Origin of the sequence: Methanosaeta sp. UBA458 (assembly GCF_002496085.1) — an archaeon.
Classification (GTDB): Archaea; Halobacteriota; Methanosarcinia; order Methanotrichales; family Methanotrichaceae; genus Methanothrix; species Methanothrix soehngenii.
This window is the reverse complement of the sequence record NZ_DAIK01000020.1, coordinates 1-19,641: the sequence shown is the minus strand read 5'-3', so window position 1 is coordinate 19,641 and position 19,641 is coordinate 1. Positions and strand designations below refer to the sequence as shown.

At 52.6% G+C, this 19,641-nt stretch carries 24 protein-coding genes, 2 tRNA genes and 1 pseudogene; 16 read left to right on the top strand and 11 right to left on the bottom strand.

Annotated elements, in window-relative coordinates:
- Positions 1-258 precede the first annotated feature (258 nt).
- Positions 259-1,395 carry a hypothetical protein gene (locus BP822_RS01325; RefSeq protein ID WP_286877553.1) on the bottom strand — a complete coding sequence of 379 codons (1,137 nt, stop codon included), beginning with the start codon at positions 1,393-1,395 and terminating at the stop codon, positions 259-261.
- Positions 1,396-1,501: 106 nt separating this feature from the next.
- Between BP822_RS01325 and BP822_RS01320 the strand changes: the two genes are divergently transcribed.
- Positions 1,502-2,443, top strand: coding sequence for a fasciclin domain-containing protein (locus BP822_RS01320; protein ID WP_013718091.1), 942 nt, complete (start codon positions 1,502-1,504; stop codon positions 2,441-2,443).
- A 102-nt stretch (positions 2,444-2,545) separates the two neighbouring features.
- Here BP822_RS01320 and BP822_RS01315 read toward each other — a convergent pair whose 3' ends face one another.
- Both BP822_RS01315 and BP822_RS01310 read right to left on the bottom strand, forming a co-directional pair.
- Positions 2,546-3,007 (bottom strand): hypothetical protein, encoded by a 462-nt coding sequence (locus BP822_RS01315; protein ID WP_286877552.1) that lies wholly within the window; start codon positions 3,005-3,007, stop codon positions 2,546-2,548.
- 342 nt (positions 3,008-3,349) lie between these two features.
- Positions 3,350-3,748, bottom strand: a complete 399-nt coding sequence (locus tag BP822_RS01310; protein WP_048131584.1) for a hypothetical protein — start codon at positions 3,746-3,748, stop codon at positions 3,350-3,352.
- 357 nt (positions 3,749-4,105) lie between these two features.
- Between BP822_RS01310 and BP822_RS01305 the strand changes: the two genes are divergently transcribed.
- From BP822_RS01305 to BP822_RS01255, 11 genes are all read left to right on the top strand, one after another.
- Positions 4,106-4,744: a hypothetical protein gene (locus BP822_RS01305; protein WP_286877551.1), complete on the top strand. Its 639-nt coding sequence runs from the start codon at positions 4,106-4,108 to the stop codon at positions 4,742-4,744.
- Between the two features lie 215 nt (positions 4,745-4,959).
- Positions 4,960-5,565, top strand: a complete 606-nt coding sequence (locus BP822_RS01300) for a 7-carboxy-7-deazaguanine synthase QueE (RefSeq protein WP_286877550.1) — start codon at positions 4,960-4,962, stop codon at positions 5,563-5,565.
- Positions 5,566-5,738: 173 nt separating this feature from the next.
- Positions 5,739-6,098 carry a cyclophilin-like fold protein gene (locus BP822_RS01295; protein WP_276619854.1) on the top strand — a complete coding sequence of 120 codons (360 nt, stop codon included), beginning with the start codon at positions 5,739-5,741 and terminating at the stop codon, positions 6,096-6,098.
- Positions 6,099-6,357: 259 nt separating this feature from the next.
- A tRNA-Gly gene (locus BP822_RS01290) sits at positions 6,358-6,429 on the top strand.
- A 21-nt stretch (positions 6,430-6,450) separates the two neighbouring features.
- Complete coding sequence (locus BP822_RS01285) at positions 6,451-6,690, top strand: hypothetical protein (protein WP_276619852.1); 240 nt, start codon at positions 6,451-6,453, stop codon at positions 6,688-6,690.
- A gap of 230 nt (positions 6,691-6,920) precedes the next feature.
- Positions 6,921-8,255: a glutamine synthetase family protein gene (locus BP822_RS01280; protein WP_013718098.1), complete on the top strand. Its 1,335-nt coding sequence runs from the start codon at positions 6,921-6,923 to the stop codon at positions 8,253-8,255.
- Positions 8,256-8,346: 91 nt separating this feature from the next.
- Positions 8,347-9,465 carry a class II glutamine amidotransferase gene (locus BP822_RS01275; RefSeq protein WP_013718099.1) on the top strand — a complete coding sequence of 373 codons (1,119 nt, stop codon included), beginning with the start codon at positions 8,347-8,349 and terminating at the stop codon, positions 9,463-9,465.
- 1 nt (position 9,466) lies between these two features.
- The gene (locus BP822_RS01270; protein WP_273270713.1) at positions 9,467-10,981 is read left to right on the top strand and encodes a glutamate synthase-related protein; all 1,515 of its coding nucleotides are present in this window, start codon (positions 9,467-9,469) and stop codon (positions 10,979-10,981) included.
- A 59-nt stretch (positions 10,982-11,040) separates the two neighbouring features.
- Positions 11,041-11,796, top strand: a complete 756-nt coding sequence (locus BP822_RS01265; protein ID WP_276619850.1) for a hypothetical protein — start codon at positions 11,041-11,043, stop codon at positions 11,794-11,796.
- An 11-nt stretch (positions 11,797-11,807) separates the two neighbouring features.
- Positions 11,808-12,245: a 4Fe-4S binding protein gene (locus BP822_RS01260; RefSeq protein WP_013718102.1), complete on the top strand. Its 438-nt coding sequence runs from the start codon at positions 11,808-11,810 to the stop codon at positions 12,243-12,245.
- The gene (locus BP822_RS01255) at positions 12,242-12,661 is read left to right on the top strand and encodes a 4Fe-4S dicluster domain-containing protein (RefSeq protein WP_013718103.1); all 420 of its coding nucleotides are present in this window, start codon (positions 12,242-12,244) and stop codon (positions 12,659-12,661) included. The genes BP822_RS01260 and BP822_RS01255 overlap by 4 nt, the downstream gene beginning before the upstream one ends.
- A 47-nt stretch (positions 12,662-12,708) precedes the next feature.
- Here BP822_RS01255 and BP822_RS01250 read toward each other — a convergent pair whose 3' ends face one another.
- The 8 genes from BP822_RS01250 to BP822_RS01220 form a co-directional block, all read right to left on the bottom strand.
- A complete protein-coding gene (locus BP822_RS01250; RefSeq protein WP_273270717.1) occupies positions 12,709-13,782 on the bottom strand; it encodes a GHMP kinase in 1,074 nt (357 codons plus the stop codon).
- 65 nt (positions 13,783-13,847) lie between these two features.
- Positions 13,848-14,207, bottom strand: coding sequence for a hypothetical protein (locus tag BP822_RS01245; RefSeq protein WP_273270718.1), 360 nt, complete (start codon positions 14,205-14,207; stop codon positions 13,848-13,850).
- Between the two features lie 13 nt (positions 14,208-14,220).
- A complete protein-coding gene (locus tag BP822_RS01240; RefSeq protein WP_273466457.1) occupies positions 14,221-14,604 on the bottom strand; it encodes a hypothetical protein in 384 nt (127 codons plus the stop codon).
- A gap of 41 nt (positions 14,605-14,645) precedes the next feature.
- The gene (locus BP822_RS01235; protein WP_273271034.1) at positions 14,646-14,882 is read right to left on the bottom strand and encodes a hypothetical protein; all 237 of its coding nucleotides are present in this window, start codon (positions 14,880-14,882) and stop codon (positions 14,646-14,648) included.
- Between the two features lie 97 nt (positions 14,883-14,979).
- Positions 14,980-15,051: transfer RNA gene (locus BP822_RS01230), tRNA-Ala, on the bottom strand.
- A 55-nt stretch (positions 15,052-15,106) separates the two neighbouring features.
- On the bottom strand, positions 15,107-15,376 hold the full coding sequence (locus BP822_RS01225; protein ID WP_013718108.1) for an elongation factor 1-beta: 270 nt from the start codon (positions 15,374-15,376) through the stop codon (positions 15,107-15,109).
- A 10-nt stretch (positions 15,377-15,386) separates the two neighbouring features.
- Entirely contained in the window at positions 15,387-15,545 is a 159-nt protein-coding gene (locus tag BP822_RS12845) for an HVO_2753 family zinc finger protein (protein WP_394339420.1), read from the bottom strand.
- Positions 15,546-15,607: 62 nt separating this feature from the next.
- Complete coding sequence (locus BP822_RS01220) at positions 15,608-16,258, bottom strand: hypothetical protein (RefSeq protein ID WP_048131590.1); 651 nt, start codon at positions 16,256-16,258, stop codon at positions 15,608-15,610.
- A 211-nt stretch (positions 16,259-16,469) separates the two neighbouring features.
- Here BP822_RS01220 and BP822_RS01215 point away from each other — a divergent pair, with 211 nt between their 5' ends.
- The 4 genes and pseudogenes from BP822_RS01215 to BP822_RS01200 form a co-directional block, all read left to right on the top strand.
- Positions 16,470-16,898: an NUDIX domain-containing protein gene (locus tag BP822_RS01215; RefSeq protein ID WP_013718111.1), complete on the top strand. Its 429-nt coding sequence runs from the start codon at positions 16,470-16,472 to the stop codon at positions 16,896-16,898.
- Positions 16,899-16,946: 48 nt separating this feature from the next.
- A complete protein-coding gene (locus tag BP822_RS01210; protein WP_273278776.1) occupies positions 16,947-18,626 on the top strand; it encodes a glutamate--tRNA ligase in 1,680 nt (559 codons plus the stop codon).
- Positions 18,627-18,766: 140 nt separating this feature from the next.
- Positions 18,767-19,093, top strand: a pseudogene (locus BP822_RS01205) (CHAT domain-containing protein); the annotation flags it as partial.
- 133 nt (positions 19,094-19,226) lie between these two features.
- The coding region (locus BP822_RS01200; protein ID WP_286877549.1) for an acylphosphatase at positions 19,227-19,641 on the top strand (415 nt) is incomplete at its 3' end.

Genomic DNA, 19,641 nt, shown 5'->3' with positions numbered 1-19,641 from the left:
GTTGAATCCCTGAGGAGGCTTTCTTTTGGAGAGTTGGAACTGAGAAAAGGGAAATCACCTCTTTCGCGAACATTATAGCTTCATAGCGAAAATTTGCTCCTCGCTATTTATCATGGGTGAACTCTAATCGTATATTCTCTGTATCTTTTCGCCTCTGTGGTGAACCGCGGTGCTCTGACCTAAACACAGAGGAACAGAGGCCATATTCTCTGCCTGACCTCACCCACACAATTCAGCGCAGAGCCCGAAAATTATACATCAGCTAGCTTTCTGGAGGAGATCGCCAGGAACTGATCTCTTAATGGTGGGAAGAAAGCTGGCAGATACGGCCAGCATTGGTCCCAGTATCACGCCCGATCCTCCCAGGAGAGCTATAGTCCCGATCACTGCCAGAAGAGATCTCTGCAGAATTCCTGCCTCCCCCCTGGCCAGGCGGATAGATGCCACTCCCAAGAGAGCATGGAACAGGATTATGGCCATGGTGATATAGACCTCCGGACCATAAGGAGCGCGGCTGAGGCTGTAGATCATTTGAGTTATGACCAGAGAGCTGGTGCCGAGAAACAGAAAGCCTGCTAAAGTCCCCGTCAGGCTGAACAAGCTGCGACGACTTCCTCTCCAGTATATGAGCCCTCCAGCGATTAAAGCCACCAGATAGGGAATGAAGATCATAATGACGCTCTGCCCCTCCCAGATGTAAACCGATGCGATCTGGATCGGAGCGATCATCCTGTCGGTGAAGCTGAACTCCTCGCGATATCCTACCACTAAACAATAGTGGCCTCCTTTCTCATCTGCTTCTGCTGCTCTTAATGATGCCCCTTCATTCGAGCCGTTCCTGGTGTTCTCATAGATCGCGGCATAATACCGGCCCGATTGAGGGGCAGAGAGGTTGATCTCTGCCAGCCCGATGAAGCTGCTTGGACCAAAGGGCTCATAGGTCGCTATTCCTTCCCTTCCATCGGCTGCAAGAGCACCCAGATCCTTAAGGCTTTCAGGAAGGATTATGTTCTTGGGAATAGCAGAATTCTCAAGAAGAACGGCGCCCTCGAGGGAGGTGTTGCCCTCAGGCTGCTGGGCGGATGAGCTGCTCTGAACCCCGATACCCGGCCCTATCAAGAGAAGGTCTGGCAGAAAGCCCTCGTCTGCCGGGTCTGTGGATTTGAGCAGCCCCATATAGATTCTCTCTCCTTCTCTGACATCAAAGCTGAAATAATGAACGGTTTCGTTCTCTAAAACGGCATAAACCGCCCAGGATTTAGCCGGATTAGAGATATGCAGGGCAGAGGATATATCCTCATTTCCTCCTCCTATGAGAGGCACATGTCCGGCAGCGGTAAATGGAAGCAGGAGCATGACCAGCAACAAGGCAAAGATGACTCTCTCGGGCGACACATCCTCGCATAGCCGTTCTATCAGTATTGAATATTTCGGCTTATGCAGAAGGTTTATCTTTTATCCAGTTGATAAACTATCCAGCGAAATGAGTGGAGGTTATGATATGACAAGGAAAAATTTGATATTCCTGAGTCTGTTGTTCATTACGGGATGGCTTTGCATGGGTTCATGCCTGGCACAAAATAATACAACTGCCCATGGAGTCCTGGATGCTGCCGGGGAATTGGGCCTGACTGAGTTCTCAGAATTGGCTGAAAGCACGGGTTTTGCCAGTACTCTGGACAATCAGGGTGTCCTCCTCTTCGATTCCGGATCTTTTGTGATCTTCGCCCCCAGCGATGATGCTTTTTCCGCAATTGACGACATGGACATGAACATCCTCATTGAGAATCAGACGGAGCTTGAGCGGGTTCTCTCCTATCATGCGGTCTGGAACAGCGGTTCCTTTGTGAATATCTCCGATATTGATAGCGCAAGGACTCTGCAGGGTGAGAACCTCAGCATCAACAGCACCGATGGTCTGATGGTGAATGGGGCCAATGTAACAGAGAGCATTCAATACGATAACGGTGTCATCTATGTAATCGACAAGGTGCTCATGCCTGAAAAGAGCTCGATGGCTGGCGCGGCCAAGGCAGCAGAGAATCTGGGTGCAAAGGATTTTGCCTCTGCCATTGTCGCTGAAGGGCTGGAGGATAGGCTGAATGGCCAGGGGCTTATGGGAATCACCACCCTGGGAGAAGGGCCGTTTACCATCTTCGCTCCCAGTGATGAGGCATTTGATGCCGCCAAGTCCACTGTCGATTCGATCAAAAAGCAGGATATGGGAATGATAGACCTGCTTGGCTATCATATGGTTGAGGCAAAGGATCTCATCAATATGACCGAATCCGGCTCCGCCAAAACCCTGCAGGGAGAATCTCTGGCAGTAGATTCCGCCACAGGCTATGTGAGCATGGCCAGGGTATCGGGATCCGAGAGGTACAGCAATGGCGTCGTCTATCTGATCGATCAGGTTTTAGTGCCTATAAGCCTGAGCATGTGAGGCCATTCAGGCTGCATCGAAATTTTTTAATTGGGATCGAGATCGATAACGATACTCGATTCTCATCTTCTTTTGATCTGCGGAATTCGGATCTGCTCAATTTCAGCTGCATTTGAGGCATTTGAATATCTCATCTGCGCTGAATGACACTGGCTTTGATGGAATGAATCTCAAATAAACGCTGTCATAACCCAGCCAGCTGTAGTTTTCTCCCTGAATTATATAATTGCTCTTTATGGTCATATTCCTTGATATGTGAAATGTGCCGATGTATTCCTCTTCCATCATCAGGGCCGGGTCTCTCCAGGGATTGCTCGTTTTTCTGCTGCTCTCCAAATCCGTGCCATCCTGAGAGGAGAGATCAGCCTGAAACGCACCAATGCTGACCTTGCCTTCGGTTACAGTCTCGTCGATCCTCATACCAATGGAATTGGAGCTGATACGTGTCGAATCTCCCTCCTGATAGCTTCTCTCCGAGACTGTATACTCCGATGATCCTGAGATCTCATGCGCTGACTGGATAGAGTGATGCAGGGATGTGCCAGAAAAGCCCTTGCTGAGCACCTGAGTCCTGCTGGCGATGGGTGAATAGAATAATATGGGATGCGACGAAGAATATCCATTAAGCGAAGAATTGACAATAGGAGAAGTCGGGTCGGGTGAAGCGGCAATTCGGTCCAGCAGATCCTCTTGAGATGCCCCTGCACAGCCTATCAAGGGCGATTGGATTGCCGCCAGGAGGCAGATTATAACAGAACACTGCACTGCAGCATTCCAACTTATCCGGAGAGGAATGAGGTGCATTTTACCTTTTGCAGCCATTTGATCTTCATCTTCCTGCAAGCACCCTTGGCTCCGGAGCATATATTTTAATCGGTTGAATCTTGAATTAACCTTGGCGAACCATTATGCATTGATCTTTGGGTGATATATGACCAGATTTCGGCCGCCAGTCAGGACCTTTGAAATAATCCAGTACATCAGGTCTGGCAGTCGGCAGAGAGTATCCTCCAGTTTAGAGGATATGGGATAATCCCTTCCGTCAGGAGTTCGCCTCTCCCATTTGCAGCCATTCAAAATGGAATCGTTGATCCCATCATCAAAAATAGGGCATAGCTTGCTGTCCTTATTTAAGGCGAAACCATTAATGATATGCGTATTTATGTCATCTCCTTGAAAATCGCAGGTTTGAATGCATAGTGCTGCCCGACCGCCTTCGGATAGAATAAAGAAGTACCGGCCGGGATTATCCAGGAGGTCGTAGAGCAACTTTCTGCGGCTAACCTCGATCCCGATCTTTATCATAATCCCCAAACCCCATATAGCCTATAATGTAATGTTAAATAATTAACAATAAAGGGTTATATGTTTTTTGGTCAGATGGATCCAAGAACGCATATATTGGATAATTATTCTGTCGAACATCGTTTTGACGGATGGATAAAAAATCGTCACTGAAATGAAAAAACAGAAAAAATTTGGGGTGTCTGATCTTTCGCCTGAAATTTTTGGGGGCTAAGTTTATATTGTTGCCAGACGGGATTTACATTTTGAGGTAAACAAATGCGTCACATGAAATTGGCGATTTTGGTCTCAGCACTATGCTCTTTGGCTTTTATTGGTGCTGTGTCCTGCGCGGAGATGGCCGCGAATGAGACAGAATTGGATGAGATGGAATTGAATGAGACGGAAATGAATCGGACGACATTCATCTTCATTCAGGAGGGGACTGGTGGCACCTTTGTAAAGGATGAGTCAGGAAACTACACGCTAACCATCACTGGCGTGGTGCCATATACCATTTACTTCTCAGACCGTCCTGAACGAGTAGTTGGGTTCGCACCAATGGATAAATTCCTCGATGGATTTTGCTTTGGTGCCATAGACCCACCCAATGCAGCGGTGATGCTCAGGGAGGGAGAGAACGAGAGCGATGTAGTCGTGGCGGAGCTGACCTCGCCCCAGTTTGATGAGACAAACAGCACTCTGACATACACAGCGAAAGTCCTCGATGATTACACATTTAATTCCGACTGGTCGCATATCATCTCCAAAGCGGATGACGCGATTCCAGAGGCCTTCGGTAATGTCTCAATTGTTATTGATGACTGTCCAGATAGTTTTGTAGGATGCGATAAGAGTTGGGATGAAGGCTGCGGCAGGATCAAAACGGGCTGTTGCTGGCATACATGGGATTTTACTTGCGAGGCATGCCACAACGATGAGTATTATGTGAACAAATGTATCGAGAAATATGGCGAGAAGTGTTCGCGAATTAGTGATTATTGTGGCGCATTCTAAAGTCATCGTTAACGGAGAAAAATGATCTGGCTTGGCCTGGAAGCAGAGGCTCAAAGTCAACTCTTTTTTTAGGCACCAACGACATCGGCCAGGATAAAGGATTATATGGGCTATAAGATAAAGGATCACAAGAGAATAAGAGATATGCCCGGAAGCGCTATAGGAAAGACGCAAATATGGATCAGTTCAAAACCAATGACTATTGATCCGGTAGCATGAAGCTGATTGAGATATTCCGTTCATTGCAGGGTGAGGGCCCGGCTATGGGAAGGCCGGCTCTGTTCATCAGGCTCTCGGGATGCAATCTGAATTGCAAGGGATGCGACACCGATCTCAAGCCCTCACTAGATCTCTCCATCCTTGAGCTGCTGAAGAGAATTGAAGGCCAGGGCAAGAGGGTGATAATAACCGGCGGTGAGCCAACCTTGCAGATGAATGAGTTGGTAGATCTGATCTGCAGGCTTTGCAGCCGGGAGATGGAGATTCACATCGAGAGCAATGGCACCAATATCATTCCCCTGGAGATTCTGGAGAAGATTCACTGCGCAGTGGTGAGCCCCAAGAAGGGATCGGACTTTAATCTCGGCTTTTGGGCGAATAAGAGCAATGTCCACCTCAAATTCGTCCTCGGAAAGCCCGATTGGTGCTGGAATGAGGAGGAGCTAGCAGACATCATTCCCATTCTCGATCGAGAGAGAGTATGGATAATGGCCTATGGGGCCGACCAGGGAATGCAGAATGCTAGTGAGGCCTGGGACCTGGCGCTGAAGCTGGGAACAAACTACTCCGATCGCCTGCATATAAGATTAAAAAGAAGCTGATAGGGGATGGATCCGCCCGCAGGGAGTAATCAGAAGGGTATCTAGGCACGGGCGGTCTAACTCATAGTAATGCCAGTGGATATGAATAGCTTGGCCGTGCAGTGCGAAAGTATTCGCAAGGATGGGATGAGAGGGGACAAGTCAAAGCAAATGGACATGACAGTGAGGGTTTAATGAAGGCAATCATAATCGAGGTCTATGGAAAGGGTAGCGCCTTGGCAGAGCTGGATGAGCGAAATCCCATCATCAGTGAAGCTATATGGCAGGCTCTGCCGATAGAGGGCAGGGCCATACTCTGGGGCGAAGAGGTCTACTTCGATCTGGATATGAAATTGAAAGATGAGAATCCATCGGCTTCTTCAGAGGCAGGAGATATCTGCTATTGGTCCCCAGGGCCTGCATTATGCATATTCTTCGGCCAGACCCAGCCCTATTCCAGGGTCAACCACATCGGAAAGGTGGTGCAGGGTCTGGACCTATTCGAGAGGATCAGGGCAGCAGACCGGATAGTCCTGAGGAAAAAGGAGCTTTAAGGCCAAAAAAGAGCTTGGAGACCAGACCCTTGTTAAGACCACCCAGGAGACATGTTAGGAAGCAAGCGACGATGGCGGGGGCATCATTTCTCTTTCTCCGAGCGGGCAGGGGTGTGCAGGGAAGTAATATGCCAGTTAAGGGGAATAGGTTTCTCTCCTGCCCCAAAGGGCTGGTCGAAGCAGAATGGGCCTGAATCCTATAACCTTTAAATATTGGAAGCTGAGAAAGGGAAGCACGTCGTATGATCTGCGACAAGGAGCGGCTGTGGTCCAGCGGTTATGACATGAGCTTCCCAAGCTCGTAACCCGGGTTCGAATCCCGGCAGCCGCACCTGGTATATTTTTAGCTTTGATGACCTATGTGCTTTATAAAGATGAGGGGCATGGATTTGCCCGTCCGGAAAACAGGCTCTCCTTTTACGCCATCACAGAAGCATTCCTAAAAGAGCACCTGGGCGGGAGCTATCAGCCCATCGGCCAGGATTTCGCAGGGGCAAACCTCACCGTCCCCGCCAGCTCAAATCAGGTTCCCGGCCTTGAGGAAGCGCTTAAAGCATTCTTGAATAAGGGCGAAGTGGCCGGGCGCATATAGTCCATTTTCCCATTCTTTTTTTCCATCACCCGCGCTTTTAAATCCCAGAGCATTTTCTTTCCGATCACTTTTTATTATGAGTTATTCATAGCCATCATATTCCTTTTCAATACAATTGCACGCCTTAGAAATGAACAACATGCGATCATAAATTTTCATAATTTTTCTGCCTTATTCTCAAATATCTATAAATTCCGTTCAACGTTACCTTCTATTTGGAGGTAAGAAAAATGGCCCTGCAAACAAGAAATAAAGAGGAAGTCTTTGAGGCAATAGACGAATTTAATGTAAGATTTGTCCGAATTTGGTTTACAGATATACTGGGAATCCCCAAGAGCTTCGCTATCAATCCCAATGAGCTTGATGGAGCATTCTCAGAGGGCATGGGCTTTGATGGCTCATCCATCGAGGGCTTCGCCAGAATTCACGAGTCGGATATGGTTGCCAAGCCCGATCCAACCACCTTCCAGCTCATCCCCTGGAGGCAGCAGGAGAACGCCGTGGCCAGGATGTTCTGTGACATCCAGAACCCCGATGGCACCCCGTATGAGGGCGACCCCAGAAATGTGCTCAAAAGGAACCTCAGCCGAATCAAAGATGACGGCTATAGCTTCCTGGTAGGCCCGGAGCTGGAGTTCTTCTACTTCAAGGGAGAGAACAACACCGATGTCCTGGATAACGGCGGATATTTCGACCTGACCACGGCAGACAACGCTACCGACCTGAGGAGGGACACCATTCTCGCCCTGGACTCCATGGGCATCGATGTGGAGTACAGCCACCACGAGGTCGCTCCCTCTCAGCATGAGATCGACCTTCGGTACAAGGATGCCCTCTCCATGGCGGACACGGTGATGACCTACAAGATCACCGTCAAGGAGATCGCCCGCAGATACGGCTATCATGCCAGCTTCATGCCCAAACCCATCTTCGGCCAGAACGGCAGCGGAATGCACGTCCACCAGTCTCTCTTCCAGGGCAAGAGGAATGTGATGTTCGATCCAGGCAACGAGTTCAATCTATCCGATGAGGGCAGATACTATATCGCCGGCCTTCTCAGGCACGCTCCCGAGATCACTGCCGTCACCAACCAGTGGGTTAACTCCTACAAGAGGCTGGTCCCCGGCTACGAGGCTCCCGTCTACATCGCCTGGGCAAGGAGGAACAGATCCTCTCTGGTCAGAGTGCCCATGTACAAGCCCGGAAAAGAGGCGGCCACGAGGGTGGAGTATCGCAGCCCGGATCCGGCAGCCAATCCCTACCTGGCCTTCTCTGTCATGCTGGCCGCAGGGCTCGCCGGCATTGCCAACAAATACGATCTCCCCTCGCCCCAGGAGCAGGACATATATCACATGACTGATGAACAGAGGGCGAAAGCAGGAATCACGTCCCTTCCCGGCAGCCTGAACGATGCCATCCACATCACCGAGAAGAGCACCCTCGTCCGGGAGGCTTTAGGCGAGCACGTCTTCCGGGCCTTCATCGCCAACAAGAGGGCAGAGTGGGATGCCTACCGCATGAACGTCACCCAGTGGGAGCTTAACCGCTACCTTCCACTACTGTGAGCATTCTGGGGACGAATCTGGCTGCTCGATTAAGCCCCGGGGAATCGTCTATAAGAGATAGCAAGGTCGATGACTGGAGTTTTTGGTTGCTATGCCAAGGAACAGAAGAGAGCTTTACAATAAGGAGATCTGCGCTTGCTCCATCTTCGGGGCAATGAACCGGGATGGTGAACGCTTCAACGCTGCCGGGGTCATGAAGGCCATAGCCAACATGCATGTGCGGGGCAACGGCCTGGGCGGAGGCTTTGCAGCCTATGGCATATATCCGCAGTATCGAGACTACTATGCCTTCCATCTCATGTTCAACGGCAAAACCCTCCAGTCCCAGATATCAGCCAAAGCAGAATTCGAGCAATACCTCAACCAGAGGTTCGATGTGGTCCATGATGAGGAGATCCCTCACCGCCCTCAAACCCAGCTTCGAGATCCCCCCCTGATATGGCGCTACTTCGCCTCCCCAAAAAAAATGGGAGAGGACGCCAGCCTGTCAGACGACGAGTACGTGGTGAGAACGGTGATGCAGACCAACAGCAGAGCAGAGGACGCCTACATATTCTCCTCTGGAATGAATATGGGCTGCTTCAAGGGAGTGGGCTATCCTGAGGAGATCGGTGAGTACTTCATGCTCGACCAACTCTACTCTGCCTATGCCTGGACGGCTCATGGCCGGTTTCCTACCAACACCCAGGCCTGGTGGGGGGGAGCCCATCCCTTCAGCCTGCTGGATACGAGCGTGGTGCACAACGGCGAGATCTCCTCTTACGGCACCAATCGCTGGTACCTGGAGATGTACGGCTATGCCTGCACCCTTCAGACCGATACCGAGGTCATAGCCTATGCTGCAGACCTGCTCCTCAGAAGGCAGAGGATACCGATGGAGATCGTGGCCAAGATCCTGGCCCCGCCCATCTGGAATGCCATCGATACCATGAATGAAAAGGAGAAGAAACTCTTCACCACACTGAGAATGGTCTATGGCCCCCTGCTTATGAACGGCCCCTTTGCCATCATCATCGGCCAGACAGGCAGGCTGATTGGCCTGACGGACAGAATCCGGCTCCGGCCGATAACAGCAGCCACCAGAGGGGAGATGTTCTATCTCTCCAGCGAAGAAGCGTCGATCAGACTTATCTCGCCGGAATTAGACTCCGTCTGGACGCCCAGCGGAGGAGAACCGGTAATATGCGAACTTAACAGCAGGAGGGTATAAGATGAAATCATTCGTCTTTCCCCAGTTTCAGATCATCAGAGACGAGGCAAAATGCGGCCAGTGCCGGGGTTGCGAGAGGCAGTGCGCATTTGGCACCCACACATACGATCCGGTCAGCGATCGATTGATATCAGACGACAACAAGTGCGTTGGCTGCCAGAGGTGCGCCATCTTCTGCCCCCGTGATGCCATAGTGGTCCGGCCAAATCCGTCATTCTACCGCCCGAACGCCTCCTGGTCTCGGGAGAAGCTGGAGGACGTTAAAAAGCAGGCTGAGACTGGCGGGGTGATACTGACAGGATGCGGCAACGACAAGCCCTTCAGGATCTACTGGGACCACATGGTGCTCAATGCCTCTCAGGTCACCAACCCCTCGATAGATCCTCTGCGGGAGCCGATGGAGCTGCGCACCTTTCTTGGTGCCAAGCCTGACCTGATGGATTTCAAGGTAAAGAACGAGGAAGTGGAGATTGCCACCCAGCTCTCACCCAATCTGATGGTGGAAATGCCGATCGTCTTCTCCGCCATGTCCTTCGGAGCAATCAGCTACAATGCCTTCCTCTCCCTGGCCACAGCGGCCAGCAAATTGGGGACCTACTTCAATACCGGCGAGGGGGGGCTTCCCAGGGAGATGAGAGAGAAATTCGGCAAGCATGCCATCGTACAGGTAGCCTCCGGTCGTTTCGGCATAGATGCCGAATACCTCAACTGCGCCGCTGCGGTGGAGATCAAGGTAGGCCAGGGGGCTAAACCTGGAATAGGCGGTCACTTGCCCGGAGAGAAGGTCTCTGTTTCCGTCTCCGCCACCCGGATGATCCCAGTGGGCACAGACGCCATCTCCCCGGCGCCGCATCATGATATCTACTCCATCGAGGATCTGTCCATGCTCATCCACGCCATCAAAGAGGCTACAAACTACGAGAAGCCGGTATTGGTCAAGATCGCAGCTGTGCATAACTTCGCCGCCATAGCAGCGGGGATCGTTCATGCTGGCGCGGACATCATTGCCATCGATGGCCTGCGGGGGGGCACCGGAGCTGCTCCCAAGGTGATCAGGGACAATGTGGGAATACCCATTGAGCTGGCCATATCCTCTCTGGACCGACGCCTCCGCCAGGATGGCATCAGGAACAGGTGCTCGATCATCGCCGCTGGCGGAATTCGCTGCAGCGCAGATGTGATAAAAGCCATAGCCCTGGGTGCAGATGCCACCTATATCGGTTCGGCAGCTCTCATTGCCATGGGCTGCAATCTCTGCCAGAAATGCTACACCGGCAAATGCAACTGGGGAATCTGTACCCAGGACCCGCGTCTAGCAGGGCGGCTGAATGTGGATATCGCCTCCCAGCGGCTGGTTAACCTCATATCTGCCTGGTCTCATGAGATTCAGGAGATGCTGGGGGGAATGGGGATCAATGCCCTGGAGAGCCTGCGCGGAAACCGTGACCATCTGCGGGGCGTGGGCTTATATGAATGGGAGCTGGATGTCCTGGGAATAAAGGGTGCGGGAGAATGATTCAGGATAATGAGATCTCCCTTATCCCAACAAGTACCATGGCTTCAGGAGGTTTGTTTTTGGGAGCGGTTGAGATCAATGCCGACGGGCTCCAGACCAGAGATTTGAACGACCGGCTGCGAGATCTGATGCTGGCTGGGAAGAGAAAAGTGATAATCAGAAATGTATGCGGCCAGCGATATATTGGCACCAGACTGTACTCGCCAGAGAGGCACCGGATGGAGATCGATATCTTCGGTACTCCTGGAAATGACCTGGCTGCCTTCCTCTTCGGTCATAGGCTGGTCGTGCATGGCAATGCTCAGGACGGGGTTGGAAACACCATGGATGATGGAGAGATTGTGATTGAGGGTAGAGCGGGAGATGTCTTGGGCTTTTCCATGCGTGGAGGGACGATCTATGTGCGGGACGGCTGCGGCTACAGGACCGCTCTGCATATGAAAGAGTACGAGGGCAAAAAGCCGGCTCTTGTCATAGGCGGGACGGCTCAGGATTTTCTGGGCGAGTACATGGCTGGAGGGACAGTCATCCTCCTGGATCTCAAAGGTCAGGGCCACAGGGCGAACTTCATAGGATCAGGTATGCATGGCGGGACCATATATCTGCGGGGCTCAGTGAACCGCTCTCAGGTAGGAGATCAGGTGGAGATCTCACCGATTGATGAAGCCGATCGGGGGATTTTAGACCAGTATGTGTCCGGTTTCATTGAAAAATTCCCTGATCTCGAACTGATTCCGAAAGAGGTCCTGAAGGATGGTTTCGTCAAGCTCATCCCGAGATCAAAGAGGCCTTATAGCGATCTATATACCTATTGAAGAGGGATTAGATGCCAGTTTATGTTGATATCAGCAGATGTATAGGATGCCGGTCCTGCGAGGTGGCCTGCGATCGGGTGCATGGTGGCAAAGGGCATGTGAATGTTCATTTTGTAGGTAGTCTGGCATCAGTACCGGTCTTCTGCCATCACTGTGAGGATGCCTGCTGCACCATGGTCTGCAGTACCGGAGCCCTGCATAAAGAGGGAGATAAAACGGCTTTTGATGTGGACAAGTGCACTGGCTGTGGCCTGTGCCAGCTGGCCTGTCCCTTTGGGGTTGTACGGACGGACAAAATCGCTCATAAATGCGATCTGTGCTCGGGCCAGGAGATGCCGACATGTGTTATGACCTGTCCAGCCAATGCCTTGAGCCTGGATTTCGATCTCGCCAGCCGCAGGGCTCGCAACCGTGCGGCCATGTTAATCACCAGGGGAGGCAGAGCATGATAAAAGTTGATCCAGGCAAGTGTCTGGGCTGCCTGTCCTGCTCCAACGTCTGCCCCAACCAGAACATCGTCCTTCTACAGAGCGCTGATACCAGAACCGTTCACTGGAAAAAGTGCAAAGAGGAGTGCGATCTTTGCGTCGAGTTCTGTCCGGCCAAGGCACTGGCTCTGGTGGCTTATGATGAGCTTGTCCCAGAGTCCGAGATCTCCTTTGAACTGGTGGCCTGCAGGGTCTGCGGATCACGATATGCCACCTTGCCCATGTTGATGAAGGTCGAGGCTTCCCTTCCTGCAGGGATGCAGGAGGATGCCAGCGGCCTGGAATGGATCCGGATCTGTTCCCAATGCCGGCGGGATATTGAGGCGGAGAAGGCGGCCGGACAGGTAATGAAGGAGAGAAAGAGGATTAGCCCCTGAAGGAGTATCCGATTCGCTCCTTCAGGCTGGTTTTATTTCTGTCTTGCTTAGTCCACTCTGATCGTCAGGCCTATATTGTCCACTTTGGTTTCTACGGCAATCTTGAGGCCCACGGGCTCGATAATCTTCGCCACCTCATCCCGGCTGCGTTCGGTGACAATGGCGATGGAAGGGCCGACCGAGCTCATCCCCACGAACTCCAGGTCGGCATCTCGCAGAATGCTCATGTAGCGATAGATCTCAAAGCCATGATGCTCCACCTCGGCCCTCTTCGAGCCCCGAAACTCTATCTCCCAGATGGTGTCTCCGATCTTTCTCAGGTCGCTTTTCTCCAGGGCGGGGATGAGGTCCATGAGCATCAGATAGGCTTTTAGCTCCCTGTCCTGATAATCGAGGTTCCTGGCCCGGTTCATGAGCAGATCGAACTCCGAGCGGCCGGCAGAGGAGACGATGGTGGGGGGGATGGTGATGAAGACGTTCTTACCTTCGGCAAACCGGTGCTGGTAGACCAGGGCCAGCTCGTCGCCGGTAATTACCATGCCTCCGTAAGTTGCTGCCGCTGGACCCACGCCGGTCTCAAAGCCGTTTGTAACCCTGCCGTCCTCGGTCTCCTCCACATAGTTGTTGCCTATGAGCATGCGGATCTGTTCTCTATTCAGGGGGGAGCCTAAAGCGCTGTTCATGGCATGGCCTAAAGCTAAAAGGACCGATCCGGTGGAGCCGAGTCCTACATGCTTTTTCTGGTGGTCGCGGACCACAATTCTGAATCCACCCTCATAGCGGACCGTCTTTCTGAATACCTCTGCAAAATGGCGGATTATAGGTTCCCGAGAATAGTCGATCTCCAACCCGGATGGGATGCATTCCACCTGGGCAGAGCAGTAGATCTGCAGGGCAAAGCCCATTCCTCCTCCCCCCGGCCGGTTGGGGGCAAAGCGGTTCATGTCCAGCACAGTCAGATGAATGCGACCAGGAGCGGTTACCGTTATCTTCCCTGAAACCGGAGTGAGCTGGTAGTCTTTTTCCAATCCCAGGGTTTTTATGCACTGGCCCGGGACAAAGGGCTGGAACTCGTATTCAACCAGGTCCAGATCCCCGCCTCTTATCAATATCTTTGCCAAGATCGCACCTCTATCACAAAGGCTTCTGTGCAGATTCAACAAATAGCTTCCAGCCAAGAGCGGCCTTATGCCTGCCGGCCAAAGTAGATATTCTTGCCCGAGGCCTTCAGGGGAATGCCATATGCCACAACCCTTTCTTGTGACTCTATTGACCGGTTCTGTGCCGCTATCATATCCTGGCAGCGGTAAAAACCGTATCTTCTGCAGTTAAGGCCGGCATTATCCCCTGACCTGGCCGCCATTAGAACGCAGGCATCGCTCTGCTCCAGATTTTTGGCGTCTCGCAGGTAGAATTTAGTGCTTCGGGCAAGGCCCAGGCGGGAAAGCTCCCTGGAAAGCTCCTGCAGCTCTTCGCCAACTACCACTTTGATCAAAATTGAGTCCTGGCCTTTGCCTTTGGGGGCGGTGGGTGCAGAGAGGCCCATTAATTGCTTCCTGCTATCTGTCCTCTTCGATCACGTCATACTCATCCACATCGATGACCCGACCCCTCTGGCTGCTCCTTCCGCTGCCTTGATCACCAGGGCTGCTCTGTTTTTTCCCGAGCATATCCAGAAGAAGCGCGCCCAGGCCGGAGAATGCAAGCAATTCAACGATCCAGCGGACTTTTTTATATCTCCATAGCAACAGGCCGATCATTGCCTCGAATAATGTGGGCAGAGGGCTGGACCTTGCCCCAGGATTTGCTTTCGATGCGCCGGATACAAAGGACTCCGCCTTGGCCCTGGTTGAGGGCTTCGTGAACCATCTCATGGATCTGGCCAGACCACTTGCCAGTGTCCCTCTGATCACCTTATTTGCCAGAGCTGCACTCATTGCCAATTTTATTAATCTAGTCAGCGTTCCCATTGGTCTATACTCTCTTACTGCAATGATATATCATTATCTCCAAACTTCTCCGGCCAGAGGGTTCTCTCCTGGCTGCGCTGCTTGATCATATCCTCAGCCTCGGCAATTGTTATGTCGAAGACTTCAGCCAGTATCTCCTTAGCGGCTATGAGCTCCAGCTCTATCATATATTTGCCTCCCGTTCGCGAGCCATGGCTGGCAAGGATGGAATCCTTTCTGGGCTTTTCCGTGCTATTAATGGCCAGCGGCATTAGCAACTCAATGGTCACTAAAATTTAAGTAATTTGCTACTGGACTGGCTTGTCGTGCAGTTCAGGATTGACCTGAGAGGAATGGACTTGATGGGAATGGACTTGACGGGATTTGAACCCGTGGCCTCCGCCTTGCGAAGGCGGCGATCTACCACTGATCTACAAGCCCAATGATCCTGGATCTGCCTGGATCTAAATCGTCTCCCAAAACGATAGAGGTGGTTTTAGATCAGACCGACCTCTTCCACTTCCACGGACTCCACGCCGGGAAGTTTTCTCACCGCTTCCTCGATCTCATCCGGGCTGCGGCCGCCCTTGTCATCCATGATGGTCACAACGATCAGAGCCTTGAGGCCAAATGCAATTGGTTTTTGCTCGATGGCATGCATTCTGGCGAAGCTGGGCACGGCTTTCCTTATGTCCTCAGCCAGCTTTTCCAGGTCTACATCTGTGCTCTCAGGCATAACCTTCATTCTTACTGCTGCGTCTCCCATTACTTTCACCTCATGGTCCTGTGAAGCCACAGGCCTTGCAGGTATAGACATTGCTCTGTTTTTTACATTTATTGCATCTGGCAATCACGGTTCCGCAGCTTGGGCAGGGAAACCTTGCTCCGCCCACGCCGGTCAGCGTAATGCCACATGATATGCATCTCTCTGGCATTTCTTCCTTCATATTATCTCCTCCCTGGTAGACCTATTTCTCTGTATAAACCTTCCCATTGATCAATAGGATGGGGAAAGCTTCTGTCCATTGATAAACGTGCCGCCCTTTCTGCATCTCAACGCTATTGCAAATGAGATCGGATCGGTGCCGTTAAGCACCCACATTCTCAATCCCGAAAGATCCCCCAATAGAAGCTTAATAGTGCCCTGATCGATGCAGCTTTCTCTTCCCAGGAGCTGGCGGGCAAAAAGCTCCTCTGCCACCGTTCCATCGATCAACACACCATCCACGTCTGTGGCTTTGATCAGGGGCAGGCCCAGCCTGGCTGCAACCAGCAAAGCTATGGAGTCGGAGGTGTAGTCCCAGGAATGCTCCGGGCAAAAGTCATCCTCGGTCAGGGCTCGATAGGGGAGAAGGACATTCACCTCCCTTTTTTCTGGAATGCGAACCTCGGAGCTGAGACTGGCTCCATTTCCATCTGCAAGGAAAAAGGCATACTGTTCCATGGCCAGTACTGCCATCCAATGGGCGGCCTCATCGCCCAAGCCCCTTTTGGCGTTAATCTCACGGATCAGATCGGCAAACGGCCCTCCCCCAGGCACCACCAGGAAGCTGTAGTCCTCCTCGTTCGCGAGGGAGATCAGGACGCGCATAAGATCCCGGGAGGTTTCGATGAGGCTCCCTCCAAGCTTCAATACGTAAGATGGCATGAGGATGAGTAAGGTCACTATCTGTATTTCAGCCTCTTCCTGAAGGATAAAAAGATGGACGAAGGCCGACTGGATGTAGGGTAGGAGGGATCCATGTTATCGACCTTTGCCGTATATCTCCCCGGCTCTCGACGTAGATAAGGCTTTTGGTTGTGTTATGGATGTAACTGATAGATAATAATAGCATATTGAGTGCGGCCTGAGGAATGAGATGAAAAGAGAGATTAAAACCCCCCTGCTGGCTGCAGATGCAGTCATACTCTTCCAGGATGGGATTGTGCTGATAAGGAGGAACAACCCGCCCTATCAAGGCTGCTATGCCCTGCCTGGCGGCTTTGTGGAGATAGGGGAAACTGTCGAAGAGGCAGCGATAAGGGAGGCTAGGGAGGAGACGGGGCTTGATATCAATCTGCTGGGGCTGGTGGGCGTCTACTCCGATCCCGCCCGCGATCCAAGGGGCCATGTGGTCTCCGTGGCCTTTCTCGCCCGGGGCAGTGGCCGGCTCCAATCCGGCTCTGACGCCCGGTCTGCTGAGGTATTCCCCCCAGAAGAGCTGACCAGGCTTTCCTTCGACCATGAGCAAATCATCAGTGATGCCCTCCACCTGGCTGAGGTATTGGGAATCTGTGCATCAAATTAATGTAGAGCGAAAAAGATCTGCCTTTGCCCCTTCTGGGAGAGGTATTCAATGGAAGAGATAAGAGATCTCATCGAGAAATATGCGCTGCAGAACGCGGTGAAGTACAATGCTGCCCCCAATGCCGGGGCGGTCATGGGCAAGCTCATGGGCGAGCGTCCGGAGCTTCGCAGCCGGGCAAAAGAGGTCTCGCCCCTGGTAGGCGAGGTTTTGGCAAGGGTGGAGAAGACCAACCCCGAGGAATGGAAGAGGAGGCTGGAGGAGATAGCGCCTGAGCTACTGGTGCAGCTCTCAGAGAAAAAGGAGCCTGACAAAGGACTGCCCAGTCTGGAGGGAGCGGAGGGTGGAGTGGTGATGCGCTTTGCCCCTAATCCCAACGGCCCGCCCACATTGGGCAGCGCCCGGGGAATCATCGTCAACTCTGAGTATGTGAAAAAGTACGGTGGCAAGTTCATCATCCGTTTTGATGATACCGATCCCGTGAAAAAAAGGCCCATGCCCGAGGCCTATGGCTGGTATTTAGAGGACTGCCAATGGTTGGCGGCGAAGCCGGATCAGGTGATTGTCGCCAGCGAGAGGATCGAGCAGTACTATCCAATTGCCGAGGAGCTGATCCGCCGGGGTGGGGCTTATGTCTGCCGCTGCCCTCAGGCGGCCTTCAAAGAGCACAAGGAGAAGGGAATAGAGTGCATTGACCGGGGCCAGAGCATCGAGGAGAACCTGGATCTCTGGAAAAAGATGCTGGACGGAACCCTCAAAGAGGGTGAGGCGGTCCTGCGGGTGAAGACCGACATGCACCATAAAGACCCTGCGATTCGGGACTGGCCGGCCTTCAGGATTGTCACCGCCCCCCATCCGCTGGTGGGGGACAGGTACCGGGTCTGGCCGCTGCTCGACTTCGAGTCGGCGGTGGAGGACCACCTGCTGGGCACAACCCATATCATCCGGGGAAAGGATCTGGCAGATAGCGGAAGCAGGCAGAGGTATCTGTACTCTTACCTCGGATGGGAGTACCCCAGGGTCATTCACTGGGGCAGGGTTAAGATCCATCAGTTCGGGTCTTTCAGCACCAGCAAGCTGAGGAAGGCGATTGAGGCCGGAGAGTATTCGGGCTGGGACGACCCACGGGTGCCAACAGTGCGGGCGATGCGCTGCCGGGGAATCCGGCCTGAGGCCTTGCGAAAGTTCATGATCGATCTTGGCGTTGGTGAGACGGACATCAGCCTGAGCATGGACTCGATATATGCCGAGAACCGGAAGCTGGTCGATCCGGAAGCCAACCGCCGCTTCTTCGTCTGGGAGCCGGTGGCCCTGGAGATAGAGGGCGATGTCCCGCCGCTGGCGCGAGCGCCCCTGCATCCCACTGACGATCGGGGATTCCGGGAGATTCCCGCTGGAAACAGGCTGTTCATCTGCAGGAGCGATCTTGAGGGCTTCCGAGCGGGGGATAACATCCGCCTGAAGGACCTGTGCAATGTAGAGATTACCAGCCTGGAGCCTGCCAGAGCACGCTTTTTGGGCAAGGACATGGGAAAGAGGACCAAGATCATCCACTGGGCGCCCCTGGACGGGGTGAGGGTCATAGTGATGAAGCCCGATGGGGTGGATGAGGGAATAGGAGAAACGGGAATTGCCGAGGAGCTGGGGAAGGTCGTGCAGTTCGAGAGATATGGATTTGTGCGGGTCAATAAAATTGGCGAGCCGATAGTGGCCTATTACGCGCACCGGTGAGCAGTGAGGCTGCGGAAAGCCCAGGCGATCTACTTCTCCTGCCATGGAAAAGCAAACTGGGATAATCACGAGATCGGTGGCTTTGTATTGGAAAATGATGAGATCCAGACAACGAAAGATCAAGATGCGGTCTTGACCATAAGGATCTCTTCGAGCTGCACCTGGATCAGGCCCGGATGGCAAACCTCTCCGCCTGCGAGACGGGGGTGCCCGGTGCCCGGCTTCCGGATGAGGTGGTATCGCTGCCCTCCGCTTTCATCCGGGCTGGCTTTGCTGGGGCAATAGGCTCACTCTGGACAGTATCGGAAAAGAGCACAGCTATGCTCATGATCCGCTTCTATCAGCTCTGGCGGGCGGAAGGCAAACAGCCAGTGCAGGCCCTGGCTAGGGCTCAAAAGGAGCTACGAGAGGATACGCGATTCTGGCATCCATTCTACTGGGCGGCCTTCTATATGACCGGTGTTTGATCGGGAGGGGAGAACGAAATAGGCTGGACTTGACGCGCAGGAGCGTACTCACATGGCAAACGCACGCGAGAGAGCGGCCTTTTCAGCAGGCGACGATAAAGTCCAAATACGAAAAAGGATAACAGTCAAAATAATGCTTAAGCTCACCGCTTATGTCTCTGGAAAGGTCCAGATGGCGGGATACAGATCTAAGATAGCAACTATTGCCCGCGTCTTTGGCCTCAAGGGATATGTGATGAACCTGCCCGACAGCAGGGTGAAGATCGTTGCAGAGGGCCATGAAGCTGATTTAGAAAGGTTCCTTGAAGCCGTCAGAATCAAAAATACCCTGATCGACGTGGAGGAGATTAAAGCAGATTTTTCTGAGGCAAATGGATCTTACGAAGAATTTTTTAAAATCGCAGGGGAGGGGGAGACTGACGCCCGTCTGGACCAGGCGGCAGAGTATCTTAAAGAGCTGATATCCGCCGTGAGAGAAGGATTCAAGGATAATGGTTCAAAGCTCGATAGCATGAGCTCCTCTCTAAAAGATATCTCAGGGAAACAGG